Source organism: Saccharomonospora glauca K62 (genome assembly GCF_000243395.2).
In the GTDB taxonomy this organism is placed as follows: Bacteria; Actinomycetota; Actinomycetes; order Mycobacteriales; family Pseudonocardiaceae; genus Saccharomonospora; species Saccharomonospora glauca.
Genome location: NZ_CM001484.1, coordinates 1,866,939 through 1,880,171, shown reverse-complemented (window position 1 = coordinate 1,880,171; position 13,233 = coordinate 1,866,939). Strand labels below are relative to the sequence as shown.

Genomic DNA, 13,233 nt, shown 5'->3' with positions numbered 1-13,233 from the left:
GCGCTCGCTTACAACTCGCTTACAATTTCGGGCATGACGATGTCGCTGACGGCCGACTTGTGGCCGGATGTCCAACCGGACGCGGCCCGCCGCCTCATGCTGGCCGGGGTCGAGTCCTTCGCCCAGCGCGGCTACCACGCCACCACCACCCGCGACATCGCGACGAACGCGGGCATGAGTCCGGCCGCGCTGTACGTGCACTTCCCGTCGAAGGCCGCTTTGCTGTTCGCGATCAGCCGCAGCGGCCACGAGCAGGCACTCGAACTCGTCAAGACCGCCGCCGAGTCGGCCGACACGCCCGTCGACTCGATGCGGGAGATCGTGGAACGGTTCGTGGCCTGGCACGCCCGGCGCCACACGATCGCGCGCGTGGTGCAGTACGAACTCGGCGCGCTTCCCGAGAAGGAGTACCGCGTCGTCGCCGAGCTGCGCCGCGACATTGAGCGCATCGTGCACGACCTCGTGATCGAGGGGGTGGAAGCGGGCGACTTCACCGTGTCCGACCCCATGACGGCCGCCCGCGCGGTGCTCTCGCTCGGCGTGGACGTCGCACGCTGGTACACGGACCGCTCTCGCAAGTCCCCCACCACGCTGGGTCGGGAGTACGGCGAACTCGCGTTGCGCATGCTCGGCGCCGACCCCACCCGGTCGTCGAACTGACCGCGTCGCACGCACACCTCCCGGACCGCCGCACGACGGGTTCGTTCCCGTCGGCCAGCGACATACTAAGCGCTCGTTCACCTCTTGCGCCAGTCCCGCCCCGCGGAGTCGCTCACACCCGGATCACTTCCACACCGCTGCGGCGCAGCTCCTTCACGAGGCCCCGGTCGGCCCCGGTGTCGGTGACCAGCGTGTCCACCGCCTCGATGTCGCAGATGGTGGCGAAGGCCGTCCGGCCGAGTTTGGCCGAGTCCGCCACCACCACGACACGGTTGGCCCGCGCGACGAACGCGCCGTTCACCGCCGCCTCGCCCTCGTGGTGCGCGGCGGCCCCGTGCGCGACATCGAGCGCGTCGACCCCGAGGAACAACACGTCCAGGGTGACCTGTTCGAGGATCGGCGTGGCGAGAGGGCCGGTCAGCTCGTAACTCAGCGCCCGCGCCACTCCCCCGGTGACAACCACCCGCAGATGCGGGCGCACGGCCAGCTCGTTGGCGATGTTAACGGCGTTGGTGACGACGACGACCTCGTCACCGGGCGCGGGGGACCGCAATTCGGGCCGCGACGCGATCTCACGCGCCACCTCGGTGGTCGTGGTGCCGCCGTTGAGCCCCACCACCTGCCTCGCCTCCACCATCGACGCCGCCTCCCGCGCGATGCGCATCTTCTCCTCCGGGTGACGCGTCGTCTTGTAGCGCAGGGGCAGGTCCGAGGAGCCGGGAGCGGTCGTGGCGCCGCCCCGCGTGCGCGTGATGAGTTGCTGCTCGGCGAGTTCGTCGAGGTCCCGTCTCACGGTGGCCGCCGAGACACCGAGTTCGCGCACGAGGTCGTCGACATGGACGCTCTCCCGTTCGATGACGAGTTCGAGCAGTCCCGCTAGCCTTTCATGGCGCTTCATCGACACTTTCTCTTTCCTTTGTCAGGCCCCGGCGACGACATCCGGTGCTATTGTCCTCATCGTACTGCGCTCGTGATGGAAAGTGATTGGAACTCCTGGGAAACGAGCAGCAGTAAGCATTTCGGCACACGGCACTTCGGGCTGCCGTCGCGTCCGGCAGCGGGAAGCGAGCATCCATGATCCTCACGATCACGCCCAACCCCGCCCTCGACGTCACCTACCACCTTCGGCACGTGCGCTGGGGAGACGTGAATCGGGTCGAGACGGTCTCCGAGACGGCGGGCGGCAAGGGCGTCAACGTGGCCCGAGTGCTCCACCAGCTCGGCGAGTCGGTGACGTGCACGGGGTTCCTCGGCGGCGAGACGGGCGAACGGTTGCGCGAGCTCCTCACCGGCGTCGAGCAACGCTGGATTCCGGTCCCGGCTTCCACCCGGCGCACGACCGCCGTCGTCGCACCGTCGGGGACGACCCTGTTCAACGAACCCGGTGCCTCGGTGCCCGAACAGGCGTGGTCCCGGCTGCGCGCCTTGGTCACCGAACTGGTGGACACCGGGGACGTCGTGGTGGTGTCGGGTTCGATGCCGCCCGGCACCACCGACGCGACGGTGGCCGCGCTCGTCGGGACGGCGACGGGACGCGGCGCGCGCGTCGTCGTCGACACCTCGGGCCCGCTCCTGCGCGCCGCCGCCCGCGCGGGCGCCACGCTCGTCAAACCGAACCACCACGAATTGCGCGCCGCCACGGGGCTCGACGACGTGGTCGCGGGTGCCCGCGTCCTGCTCTCCGACGGAGCCGGCTGCGTGGTGGTGTCACGAGGCGAGGTGGGAATGCTCGCCGTGGCCGCGGACCCAGGCGGTCCACACCGGATGTGGACGGCCCGGCCGGACTCGGTCGTCTCCGGCAATCCCACCGGCGCCGGGGACGCCGCCGTCGCCGCGCTGGCGCGCGCGTTGCACCGCTCACGGCGTCCGGTCCCCGAGCTCGTCGCGACCCACCTCGCCGACGCCGTGGCGTTGTCCGCGGCGGCCGTGGCCCGGCCGGTGGCGGGCGAGGTGGACCTGGAGTTGTACCGGCGCACACGGGATCGCGTCCCGGTGTCGTCCGGCGCGCACTGACCCGCTCGCCGGAGCCGAATACTCCACTCGCCGTACGGCACCTGCGGACACGCGGACGCCAGCTGCGGACACGCCGCGTTCTTGATTGATTTTGATTGAAACATGCTCGATTCGATCAACTCTTGACATCTTGTTGACGGCGGGGCAAAGATTGCCGCCACGCAATGGAGCAGCCGGCATCCCGCGGTTCCCGCACCCGGTGCCACCGGGGTTCGCACCGATGCCGACCACGTCGAGGCCGACAGGGAGAAGTCATGGTGGAAGCCAGACCGAGTCGACGTTCGTTCCTGCAGAGCATGGGATTGGCAGCGGGGGCAGCGGGAGCACTCGCCGCAAGCGGCGCGCTGCCCGCGAACGCCGAGACGAGCACCGCCGTCGCACCGGCCCGCGCGGCGGGTCAACGCTCGATGATCGGCGTGCCGTTCGACCGCTACGACGAGGTGCGCATCGGGTTGATCGGCCTGGGCAACCGCGGCATGGGCATGTTGACCGGATGGGTCGCCGTACCCGGCGCCGTCGTCACGGCGGTGTGCGACACGCTGCCCGACCGCGCGAACCGGGCGGCCGACACCGTGCAGGCGGAGACCGGGGCGCGGCCGACCGTGTACACCGGTGGCGATCGCGCCTACGAGGAGCTGTGCGCGTCCGACGAGGTCGACCTCGTCTACGTCGCGACCCCCTGGGACTGGCACTTCCGCCAGGGCCTGGCCGCGGTCGAGGGCGGCAAGCACGTCGGCATCGAGCTCCCGATCGCGACCGAGCTGAAGGAGCTGTGGCAGCTCGTCGACGCCTCCGAGCGGTTCCGCAGACACGTCTTCCTGATGGAGAACTGCTGCTACGGCCGCAACGAGCTAGCGATCCTGCGCATGGCCCACGACGGGCTGTTCGGCGAACTCACCAACGGCCACGGCGGATACCTGCACGACCTGCGCGACCTGCTCTTCAGCGGCTACTACGAACCCGACGACTGGCGCCGGGCCTGGCACACCAGGATGGACGCGAGTTTCTACTCCATGCACGGACTCGGCCCGATCTCCGCGTGCATGGACATCAACCGCGGTGACCGGTTCACCTATCTCACCGCGATGAGCTCCGTCGCGCTGGGACTGGCCGACTACCGCGAGCGCTTCATGCCGCCCGACCATCCCTCGTGGACGGAGACCTACGTCAAAGGCGACCGGACGACGATCCTACTGCGGACCGACAAGGGCCGTCTGGTCAGGGCGGAGCACGACGTCAGCTCGCCGCGTCCCTACAGCCGGATCAACAGCATCGCGGGGACACGGGGCCTGTTCGAGGACTACCCCACCCGCATCTACGTCGAGCCGGACCACAGTGGCCACGAGTGGGCCGACGCCCAGCCGTACCTCGACCGCTACGACCACTGGCTGTGGCGCAAGGTCGGCGACGACGCCGAGAACAACGGCGGGCACGGCGGCATGGACTACATCCTGCAGTGGCGCATCGTGCAGCAGATGCGCGCGGGACTGGTGCCGGACATCGACGTGTACGACTCGGCGGTGTGGTGCTCGTCGGTGCCCTTGTCGGCGGAGTCAATCCGCAAGGGCAGCCGTCCCGTGGCGGTACCGGACTTCACCCGAGGCCGCTGGCGGGAGGCACGACCGGGGCTCGACTCGGAGGAGACCGACATGCCCGAGGTGACCCGCGGCTAGAGCCGCGAACGACGACGTCACCGACCTCGCCGTCGGGTTCCGCCCCGGCGAGGCACCCCATCACCCCGATACGAAGGAGAAACAGCCGTGACCCGACGGATGCGCGCCACGGCCTTGGTCGCGGCGACGGCCATGACGCTCGCCGCGTGCTCGGGCGGAGATTCGGCGGAGGACGGCACCGTCGAGTTGACCATGCTCGCGGCGTCCTACTCGGACAACACCAAGCGCCTCTGGGAGGAGGTGATCGCGGGGTTCGAGAAGGATCACCCCGGCGTGACCGTGAAGTTGGAGATGCAGTCCTGGGAGAACATCAACGACGTCATCCGCACGCGGGTGCAGTCGAACGAGGCTCCCGACATCCTCAGCATCGACACGTTCGCGGGCTACGTCGAGGACGACCTGCTGTACTCGGCCGAGGAGGTGCTGTCGCAGGAGACCATCGACGACTTCCAGGACTCGTTCCGCGAGAACGCGTCCGTGGACGGCACCCAGTACGGATTCCCGCTGATCGCCTCGGCCAGGGCCCTGTTCGTCAACAACGACCTGCTGGAGCGGGCGGGCATCGACGAACCCCCCACGACGTGGGACGAGTTGTACGACGCGGCCAAGGCCGTCACCGAGAAGACCGACGCCTACGGCTACGGCCTGCCGCTCGGTTCGGAGGAGGCGCAAGCCGAGGCGGGCATCTGGTTCCTCGGCGCGGGCGGCGGTTACGGCACACCCGAGAAGATCACCGTGGACACGCCGCAGAACCTGGAGGCGGCGCGGTTCATGAAGAAGCTCCACGACGACGGGCTGACCCAACCCGACGCGGGCGCCACGCAACGCACCCCCATGCTCGACCAGTTCATCCAGGGCCGGTTCGGCATGGCGATGGGGCTGCCGCCGATCGTGGGCATGATCGAGGAGAAGAACCCCGACCTCGACTACTCCATCGTGGACATCCCCACCAAGGACGGGGAGAAGGTGACGCTCGGCGTCGCCGACCACCTCATGGCGTTCCGCAACGACGAGGACAAGGCCGAGCAGATCGGCGCCTTCCTCGACTACTTCTATCGAGCCGAGAACTACGTGAAGTTCGTCGAGACGGAGGGCTTCCTGCCCGTCACCAAGTCGGGCGCGGAGGCGAGCACGAACGAGGCCATGAAGCCGTTCCTCGACCTGTTGCCACACGCCCGGTTCTATCCGTCCACCAGCCCGGCGTGGGCCACCGCGCAGGCGGCGATGCAGTCGCAGATCGGGCTCATCGCGACGGGCAAGGACCCGAAGGAAGTCCTGGCCGGAATTCAGGCCGAGATCGACAACGCCTGAGGGGTGAGGGCCGGGCGCGGTTCGAAAAGGACACCGGCCGCGCCCGGCGAGGCCGCGAAAAGGGAACAGCCATGCCACGCACACCAGTCGACACCGCACGCCGCGGCGGATCGGCCCGCGATCTGCTCAAAGCCCTGCCGTGGATCGGCCCCAGCCTGCTGCTCATCGCCGGGATCGTTCTCTACCCGGCAATACTGATGATCATCAACTCCACGCGGGAGATCTCGCAGACGGGCAAGGACCGGGGCAGTGCGGGGTTCGACAACTACGCGGCGTTGTTCGACCTGCCCGCCCTCCCCGGTGTCCTGCTGCGCACGGTGGTGTGGGTGTCGGTCGTGGTCGTGGTCACCATCGTGATCTCGCTGGCCCTGGCGAACCTGCTCAACAAAGCGTTTCCGGGACGGCAGTTCGTGCGGCTGGCGGTGATCGTGCCGTGGGCGGCCTCGGTGGTGATGACGACGACGGTCATCTACTACGGGCTCGAACCCGGCTACGGCATCGTGCAGCAGTTCCTCCACGACATCGGACTCATCGACTCACCGGACTTCGGGTTCACCAAGTCCATGCCGTCGGCGTTCCTGGTCGCCATCGGCATCGCGATCTTCGTGTCGCTGCCCTTCACGACCTACACGTTGCTGGCGGGACTGCAGTCGGTGAGTCCGGAGTTGCTGGAGGCGGCGCGGATCGACGGCGCGTCCCCACGGGTGACGTACTTCCGGATCGTGCTGCCGCACCTGCGGCCCGCGCTCGCCGTGGCCACAATCATCAACATCATCAACGTCTACAACAACTTCCCGATTCTCTCCGTCGTCACCGGCGGGCTTCCGGGCTACGACGCCGACACGACCACCACCCTCATGTTCAAGATCCTCCAGGACATGCGTGACTCCGGCATGGCCTCGGCGCTCGCGGTGATCAACCTCGTCATCGTGATCGCGGTGATCGCGGTGTACGTGGGGATCGTGAAACCACTGAAGGCGATCGACGAATGAGTACTGTTGCCGACACCCCCGCCCCGGCCCCGGCACCGGAGGCCCCGGCTCCCCGGCGACGCGCGCGACGAGTCCGGGAAGCCCCCGGAGAGCGCGGCTCGATTCCGTTGCGGGTGGTCGCGGGCGCCGTCGTCGCCCTGATCTTCCTGCTGCCCTACCTGGTGATGCTTCTCGGGTCGTTCAAGTCGCGGCCCGAGATCCTGCGCATCCCCCCGACGTACCTGCCACAGGAGTGGCACCCGGACAACTACGTCTCCATGTGGTCCACCCCGGAGACGCCGTTGCCCGACAACCTGGTCTCCACGCTCGTCATCGCGGGCTGCGCCACGCTGCTGACGCTGGCGGTGGCCACGCCCGCCGCGTACTACACGGCGCGGTTCCGCTTTCCCGGCAGGCTGGCGTTCCTGTTCTGCGTGCTGATCACCCAGATGCTGCAACCGGCCGTGCTGGTGGCCGGTCTGTTCCGCCAGATGCTGGCGTGGGACCTCCAGGACACGTGGCTCGCGATGATCCTCGTCAACGCGGCGTTCAACATGTCGTTCGCCACCTGGATCATGCACTCGTTCTTCGCCTCGCTCCCGAAGGAACTCGACGAGGCCGCACAGCTCGACGGCGCGAGCCGGTGGACGGTGTTCTTCCGCGTCACCTTGCCGCTCGTGTGGCCCGGCATCGTCACGGCCGTCATCTTCACGTTCGTCGCCGCGTGGAACGAGTTCGCCGCCTCGCTGGTGATCCTCACGTCGGCGGAGAACCAACCGCTGTCGGTGGCGCTCACCAAGTTCGTCGGCCAGTACGACTCGGCCTGGCAGTACGTCTTCGGCGTCTCCATCGTGGCGATCGTGCCGGTGGTGCTGCTGTTCGCCGGGATCGAGAAACGACTCGTGGCGGGCCTCACGGCCGGAAGCGTCAAGTAGGTGCCCGTGTCCGACACACTCGACCTCACCCCGACCTCGGCCGTCGTCGCCCTCGACGTGGGCGGGACGTTCGTCAAATGGCTCGTCGCCGACCACACCGGCGTGCTCCGGAAGGGCACCTCCCCCACACACGCGGAGGCCGGTCCCGACCGCGCCTTCGAGGTCGTGCTGGAGACCGTGGACCTCGCGCTGGCGGCCGTGCCCCCGAGCCACACCGCGGTGGGTGTCGGGGTGGCGGTGCCCGGCACGGTCGACGAGCGGCGAGGAGTGTGCGTGCACTCCGAGAACCTCGGGTGGCGCGACCTACCCGTGGCGCGACACCTCCGCGAGCACACCGACCTTCCGGTGGGGTTCGGCCACGACGTGCGCACCGGGGCGGCGGCGGAGTGGCAGCTCGGCGCGGGCCGGGGCGTGGCCGACCAGGCGTACGTGTCGGTGGGCACCGGGCTGGCCGCTGCTCTGCTGCTCGACGGACGACCGGTGAGTTCGGGCGGCTACGCGGGCGAGATCGGCCACGGCGGCGCCCTCGACGGGGAGCCGTGTGCCTGCGGTGGCCGCGGATGCGCCGAGACCGTCGCCTCGGCCGCCGCGATCGCCCGCCGCTACACCGCCGCCTCGGGCGCGACCGTCGACGGCGCCCGCGGCGTCCTTGCACGCGCCCTCACCGGCGACGAGGTGGCGCGCCGGGTGTGGGACGACGCCGTGGAGGTGCTTTCCGCGCTGGTCGCCGACCTGATCCGGGTGACCGGCGTCGCGCACGTCGTCGTCGGCGGTGGTCTGGTCCACGCCGGGGACGCCCTCCTCACGCCGCTGCGGGAGCGGGTCCGGGCCCGGCTCACCGTGCACCCCGCCCCCCGGATCGTGCCCGCCGCGCTCGGCGGCTCCGCCGGGTCGTGGGGCGCGGCGCTTCTCGGCTGGCGGGCCGCCGGGGCCGACCTCGCCTCGATAGTCGCCGCGTACGCGGACGCGGCACGAAGACCCGACGAGCCCTCCCCTCGCACCTCGGGCCCGTCGTTTCGACAAAGGAGCGCACAGTGACCACTCCCCTCGTCTCCGAGGAGATCGCCAGTCAGCCCCACACCTGGCGCCGGGCCGCGGCGCTCGCCGCCTCGTCGCCGCTGCCCGCGCGCGGTTCGCGCGTGGCCGTCGTCGGGTGCGGGACGAGCTGGTTCATCGCCCAGGCGTACGCCGCGCGTCGCGAAAGCCTCGGACACGGCGTCACCGACGCCTTCGCGGCGAGCGAGTTCCCGGCCGGCCGTGACTACGACCTCGTGGTGGCCATCTCCCGCTCGGGCACCACCACGGAGGTGCTGGACCTGCTGGCCGCCCTGCGGGGCCGGGTACGCACGCTCGCCGTGATCGGCGACCCCGACTCCCCCGGCCGGGACGCCGCCGACGAGGTCGTGGTCCTGCCGTTCGCCGACGAACGCTCGGTGGTGCAGACCCGCTTCGCGACCTCGACGCTGTCGCTGCTGCGTGCCGGGCTCTCCGACGACGTCGAGGCGTTGGCGACCGCCGCGGAGGAGGTGGTGCGTTGGCCCGTGCCGCAGTCACTTCTGGACCGCACCCAGTTCACGTTCCTCGGCCGGGGCTGGAGCGTCGGGCTCGCCCACGAGGCCGCGCTCAAGACGCGGGAGGCGGCCATCGCCTGGGCCGAGTCGTACCCCGCGATGGACTACCGCCACGGCCCGAAGGCCATCTCCGACGCGAACTCGGCCGTGGTGTTCCTCGGCGAACGACCCGCCGGCCTCGTGGCCGAGGTGGAGGCCACGGGGGCGCTGGCGCTGTGGTTCGACGAGGACCCGCAGCTCACTCTCGTGCGGTGTCAACGGTTCGCCGTGGAGTACGCGCTGGCGAAGGGACTCGATCCCGACCGACCCCGTAACCTGACCCGTTCGATCGTCCTGTCGGGAGAGTGAACCGTGCCCCTGGTCACCCCTCACGAAGCTCTCCGACGAGCCCACGCCGAACGACGCGGCCTGGCGGCGTTCAACGTGATCCAGCTCGAACACGCGGAGTCCTATGCCGCGGCGGCCGAGGCGGCGGGCCGCACGATCGTGCTCCAGATCAGTCAGAACGCCGTGCGCTACCACGGCGCGCTGGCGCCGCTGGCGAAGGCGGTGATCGCCGTCGCCGAGGCCTCGTCCGCGCCGCTGGTCGCGCACCTCGATCACGCCGACGACCGGGCACTCGTTCGCGAGGCCCTCCGGTTGGGTTTCACGTCGGTGATGTACGACGCCTCGGCGCTTCCCTACGAGGACAATGTCGCGAGCACGGCCGAGGTCGTGGCCGAGGCCCATGCCGTCGGGGTCGCGGTGGAGGCCGAACTCGGCGAGGTCGGGGGCAAGGACGGCGTCCACGCGCCGGGCGTGCGAACCGATCCGAAGGAGGCCGTGGCGTTCGTCCGCGACACCGGGGTGGACTCGCTCGCCGTGGCCGTGGGCTCCTCCCACGCGATGACCGAACGCACGGCCCGTCTGGATCTCGCCCGTATCGCCGAACTGCGGGAGGCCCTGGACGTGCCGCTGGTGCTGCACGGATCGTCGGGCGTGCCCGACGAGACGTTGACCGCGGCGGTGCGCACCGGGATGACGAAGATCAACATCGCTACGCACCTCAACCACGCGTTCACCGACGCGGTACGCGCCTACCTCGCCGAGCAACCCGAGGTGGTGGACCCCCGCAAGTACCTCGGCGCGGGCCGCGCCGCGATGACCGACGAGGTGGTGCGGCTGCTGGACGTCATCGACGCGGTGTGAGCGTCCGAGTCGGCGTCGGCTCCGGTGTCGTGGGGCCGACGCCGCCCACTCTCACCTCCGATCGTCGAATTATTTTCATCCCATTATTTTCGGAGCGTTATTTTCAGCGCTTCATCTTAATTGTTCCCAGGGTGTGAAATCTCCTTGCCGCTTCCGGGGAAAAGCCGTGAGCATCGAATTCGCGTGAGCCGGACCGCCCGCCGGTTCGGGAACAGGAAAGGAATTCGATGCACCAACGTCAACGTCCGACAACGACGTTCGCCGCGCTCGCAACCGCCGTCGTCGCCGGGTTGGTGTTCAGCGGTTGCGCGCCGGCTCCGGGGGCCACCTCCGTCGCACCACCGACCGACGAGCCGTTGCCCTCGGAAGTGCCGAACGGCACCTCCCTCGTCGTCGCCGACCAGAACGAAGCGCTCCAGACCCTGATGCGCGCGTCCGGCGAACACGACAAGCTGAGCGCGTCGGTGGAGTACGCGAATTTCCTCGGCGGCCCGGCCATTCTCGAAGCGATCCGGGCCGAGGCAGTGGATCTCGCCGTGGTCGGCGACACCCCGCCCATTCAGGCCCAGGCCTCCGGGGAAGCGGTTCCGATCGTCGCGGCGAAAAAACAGTCATTGCCGGACTACCGAATGGCGGTCGCGCCGGGAGTCAGCGTGAAGACGTTGTCCGATCTCAAGGGAAAGCGAATTACCTACGGCGAGGGCACCGGGCGGCAACCCTACGTATTACGTGCGCTGCGCAAGGCGGGACTGACCACCGAGGACGTCCAACTCGTCCCGTTGAAGGCGGCCGATTTCCCGGACGCCATCCGGACCGGCCAGGTCGATGTCGCGGTGCTGAACGAACCGCACTTCACCCGTTACCTCACCGAGTACCGCGACGCCGGGGCCACCGCGGTGCCCGACTCGGAAACCGAAGGGGTGGCCAGCGGGCTGCAGTACCTCTACGCGCGGGGTTCGGCCCTGGCGGACCCGGCGAAGGCCGCGGCGATCCGGGACTTCGTGCAGCACTGGATCGTCGCCGCGCAGTGGTCGAAAGACAACGAGGACGCCTGGATCGACGCCTACTACGTCCACAACCAGAAGTTGAGTCCGGAGGAAGGCAGAGCCATCGTCGAGTCGGAGGGGGATTTCTGGTTTCCTCCCCTGGACGACGACTTGATCGCGACGCAGCAGGAGACCGTCGACGTCCTGTACGAAGCGGGCGATCTTCCGGAGCGGCTCGACGCCGCGGACCAGTTCGACACGCGGTTCGACCCCGTGATCGACGAAGCGGTGTCGAAGGTGGACGCCAGCAGGGTCGCGGTCCGATGACACGAGCCCACGCTCCGGTCACCACCGATCGTCCCGCGACCGAACAGACCCTCCCCGAAGCGACCCCGGCACCTCGCCGCGCCCGGCGACGCCCTCTCGTGCCGCGTCCGCTGAAGCCAATCGGGCTGCTGCTCGGCCCGGTGGTGCTGCTGGCCGTCTGGGAATTCGCGGCCACGGTCGGCTGGCTGTCGCCCAGAATGCTCGCGGCTCCCTCGGTAGCGGTACGCACCGGGTTCGACATGCTCGTGGGCGGGGACCTGCTCCCCCACCTGGCGGCGTCGGCCCGACGCGCCGGGCTCGGCCTCGTGATCGGCGTGGTGCTCGGGGTGGTGCTCGCGCTGCTCTCCGGGCTGACGCGCGCCGGTGAGGCGGCGATCGACGGTCTGGTCCAGATCAAACGTGCCATCCCGACCCTGGCCCTGATCCCCTTGGTCATCCTCTGGCTGGGCATCGGCGAGGAGATGAAGGTCGCCGTGATCGTCGGCAGCGTCTTCGTTCCCGTGTACCTCAACACGCACGCCGGACTGCGCGGCATCGACCTCAGGTACGTCGAACTCGCGCGCACCCTCGGGCTGCGGCGCGCCGAGTTCGTCCGCCTGGTGGCGTTGCCCGGCGCGCTGCCCGGATTCTTCACGGGCCTTCGGCTGGCGGTGACCATGTGCTGGACGGCGCTGGTCGTGCTGGAACAGATCAACGCCACCGAGGGCATCGGCTACCTGATGACCAAGGCGCGTGACTACGGCCAGACCGACGTCATCGTGGTCGGCCTCGTCACGTACGCGGTCCTCGGGCTGGTGTCGGACTTCACGGTGAGGTTCCTCGAACGAAAGGTGCTGTCGTGGCGGCGGACGATCGGCTCCTGACCACCCCCGTGGTACGGACCCACGGCCTGACCCGCCGTTACGGTGACCGGGTCGTCCTCGACGACGTGACCCTGCGGATCGACTCGGGCGAGTTCGTCGCCCTGATCGGCCGTAGCGGCTCGGGCAAGAGCACGCTACTGAAGGCCCTCGCGGCTCTCGACGACGACGTCGAGGGCGAGGGAACGATCACCGTGCCGGACAACCGCTCCGTGTTGTTCCAGGACTCCCGGCTGCTGCCGTGGACGCGCGTGCTGAACAACGTGACGCTCGGACTCCGGGACCCCGACGCCGAGGCCCGAGGCAGACGCGCTCTCGCCGACGTGGGACTCGCGGGCCGGGAACGGGCCTGGCCGAACGCCCTCTCGGGTGGGGAACAACAGCGCGTCGCGTTGGCCAGGTCGTTGGTGCGGGAACCACAGCTACTGCTCGCCGACGAACCGTTCGGTGCTCTCGACGCGTTGACCCGCATTCGGATGCACGCGCTCCTGCTGGACCTCGTCACGGCTCACCGTCCCGCCGTGCTCCTCGTCACGCACGACGTGGACGAAGCGGTGAAACTGGCCGACCGCGTCGTCGTCCTGGAAGCGGGACGGCTGGTGCTGGACCTTCCCGTCGACCTCGACCGTCCCCGTGACCCTCTCCATCCGGCCTTCGTCTCGGCACGACGACAACTTCTCCGGGCGCTCGGCGTCGGAGACCGAGCAAGTTCGACAACCGACAACGACTAGGAATCCC

At 69.3% G+C, this 13,233-nt stretch carries 13 protein-coding genes; 12 read left to right on the top strand and 1 reads right to left on the bottom strand.

The window, feature by feature from the left end; translation table 11 throughout:
* The first annotated feature begins 33 nt into the window (after nucleotides 1-33).
* Complete coding sequence (locus SACGLDRAFT_RS09070; protein ID WP_005463857.1) at nucleotides 34-660, top strand: TetR/AcrR family transcriptional regulator; 627 nt, start codon at nucleotides 34-36, stop codon at nucleotides 658-660.
* Between the two features lie 112 nt (nucleotides 661-772).
* Here the strand turns inward: SACGLDRAFT_RS09070 and SACGLDRAFT_RS09065 are convergent, their stop codons facing one another.
* Nucleotides 773-1,558: a DeoR/GlpR family DNA-binding transcription regulator gene (locus tag SACGLDRAFT_RS09065; RefSeq protein WP_005463856.1), complete on the bottom strand. Its 786-nt coding sequence runs from the start codon at nucleotides 1,556-1,558 to the stop codon at nucleotides 773-775.
* Nucleotides 1,559-1,734: 176 nt separating this feature from the next.
* Between SACGLDRAFT_RS09065 and SACGLDRAFT_RS09060 the strand changes: the two genes are divergently transcribed.
* The 11 genes from SACGLDRAFT_RS09060 (at nucleotide 1,735) to SACGLDRAFT_RS09010 (ending at nucleotide 13,226) form a co-directional block, all read left to right on the top strand.
* Nucleotides 1,735-2,673 (top strand): 1-phosphofructokinase family hexose kinase, encoded by a 939-nt coding sequence (locus tag SACGLDRAFT_RS09060; protein WP_005463854.1) that lies wholly within the window; start codon nucleotides 1,735-1,737, stop codon nucleotides 2,671-2,673.
* Between the two features lie 254 nt (nucleotides 2,674-2,927).
* Nucleotides 2,928-4,346 carry a Gfo/Idh/MocA family protein gene (locus tag SACGLDRAFT_RS09055; protein ID WP_005463852.1) on the top strand — a complete coding sequence of 473 codons (1,419 nt, stop codon included), beginning with the start codon at nucleotides 2,928-2,930 and terminating at the stop codon, nucleotides 4,344-4,346.
* A gap of 87 nt (nucleotides 4,347-4,433) precedes the next feature.
* Entirely contained in the window at nucleotides 4,434-5,657 is a 1,224-nt protein-coding gene (locus SACGLDRAFT_RS09050) for an extracellular solute-binding protein (RefSeq protein WP_005463850.1), read from the top strand.
* Nucleotides 5,658-5,728: 71 nt separating this feature from the next.
* Nucleotides 5,729-6,649 carry a carbohydrate ABC transporter permease gene (locus SACGLDRAFT_RS09045; RefSeq protein ID WP_005463848.1) on the top strand — a complete coding sequence of 307 codons (921 nt, stop codon included), beginning with the start codon at nucleotides 5,729-5,731 and terminating at the stop codon, nucleotides 6,647-6,649.
* Complete coding sequence (locus SACGLDRAFT_RS09040; protein ID WP_005463846.1) at nucleotides 6,646-7,563, top strand: carbohydrate ABC transporter permease; 918 nt, start codon at nucleotides 6,646-6,648, stop codon at nucleotides 7,561-7,563. The genes SACGLDRAFT_RS09045 and SACGLDRAFT_RS09040 overlap by 4 nt, the downstream gene beginning before the upstream one ends.
* A 6-nt stretch (nucleotides 7,564-7,569) precedes the next feature.
* A complete protein-coding gene (locus SACGLDRAFT_RS09035) occupies nucleotides 7,570-8,601 on the top strand; it encodes an ROK family protein (protein WP_005463844.1) in 1,032 nt (343 codons plus the stop codon).
* A complete protein-coding gene (locus tag SACGLDRAFT_RS09030) occupies nucleotides 8,598-9,482 on the top strand; it encodes an SIS domain-containing protein (RefSeq protein ID WP_005463842.1) in 885 nt (294 codons plus the stop codon). Before SACGLDRAFT_RS09035 ends, SACGLDRAFT_RS09030 begins: the two co-directional genes overlap by 4 nt.
* Before the next feature lie 3 nt (nucleotides 9,483-9,485).
* Nucleotides 9,486-10,322: a class II fructose-bisphosphate aldolase gene (locus tag SACGLDRAFT_RS09025; RefSeq protein ID WP_005463840.1), complete on the top strand. Its 837-nt coding sequence runs from the start codon at nucleotides 9,486-9,488 to the stop codon at nucleotides 10,320-10,322.
* Nucleotides 10,323-10,549: 227 nt separating this feature from the next.
* Nucleotides 10,550-11,635 carry an ABC transporter substrate-binding protein gene (locus SACGLDRAFT_RS09020; protein WP_005463838.1) on the top strand — a complete coding sequence of 362 codons (1,086 nt, stop codon included), beginning with the start codon at nucleotides 10,550-10,552 and terminating at the stop codon, nucleotides 11,633-11,635.
* Nucleotides 11,632-12,498 (top strand): ABC transporter permease, encoded by an 867-nt coding sequence (locus SACGLDRAFT_RS09015; protein ID WP_005463836.1) that lies wholly within the window; start codon nucleotides 11,632-11,634, stop codon nucleotides 12,496-12,498. The genes SACGLDRAFT_RS09020 and SACGLDRAFT_RS09015 overlap by 4 nt, the downstream gene beginning before the upstream one ends.
* A complete protein-coding gene (locus SACGLDRAFT_RS09010) occupies nucleotides 12,474-13,226 on the top strand; it encodes an ABC transporter ATP-binding protein (RefSeq protein ID WP_005463835.1) in 753 nt (250 codons plus the stop codon). The genes SACGLDRAFT_RS09015 and SACGLDRAFT_RS09010 overlap by 25 nt, the downstream gene beginning before the upstream one ends.
* The last annotated feature ends 7 nt before the right edge of the window (nucleotides 13,227-13,233 follow it).

Bases quoted from the DNA above. Each gene is read 5' to 3' on its own strand.
- SACGLDRAFT_RS09070 (WP_005463857.1), top strand. From the start codon at position 34: ATGACGATGTCGCTGACGGCCGACTTGTGGCCGGATGTCCAACCGGAC.
- SACGLDRAFT_RS09065 (WP_005463856.1), bottom strand. From the start codon at position 1,558: ATGAAGCGCCATGAAAGGCTAGCGGGACTGCTCGAACTCGTCATCGAA.
- SACGLDRAFT_RS09060 (WP_005463854.1), top strand. From the start codon at position 1,735: ATGATCCTCACGATCACGCCCAACCCCGCCCTCGACGTCACCTACCAC.
- SACGLDRAFT_RS09055 (WP_005463852.1), top strand. From the start codon at position 2,928: ATGGTGGAAGCCAGACCGAGTCGACGTTCGTTCCTGCAGAGCATGGGA.
- SACGLDRAFT_RS09045 (WP_005463848.1), top strand. From the start codon at position 5,729: ATGCCACGCACACCAGTCGACACCGCACGCCGCGGCGGATCGGCCCGC.
- SACGLDRAFT_RS09040 (WP_005463846.1), top strand. From the start codon at position 6,646: ATGAGTACTGTTGCCGACACCCCCGCCCCGGCCCCGGCACCGGAGGCC.
- SACGLDRAFT_RS09020 (WP_005463838.1), top strand. From the start codon at position 10,550: ATGCACCAACGTCAACGTCCGACAACGACGTTCGCCGCGCTCGCAACC.
- SACGLDRAFT_RS09015 (WP_005463836.1), top strand. From the start codon at position 11,632: ATGACACGAGCCCACGCTCCGGTCACCACCGATCGTCCCGCGACCGAA.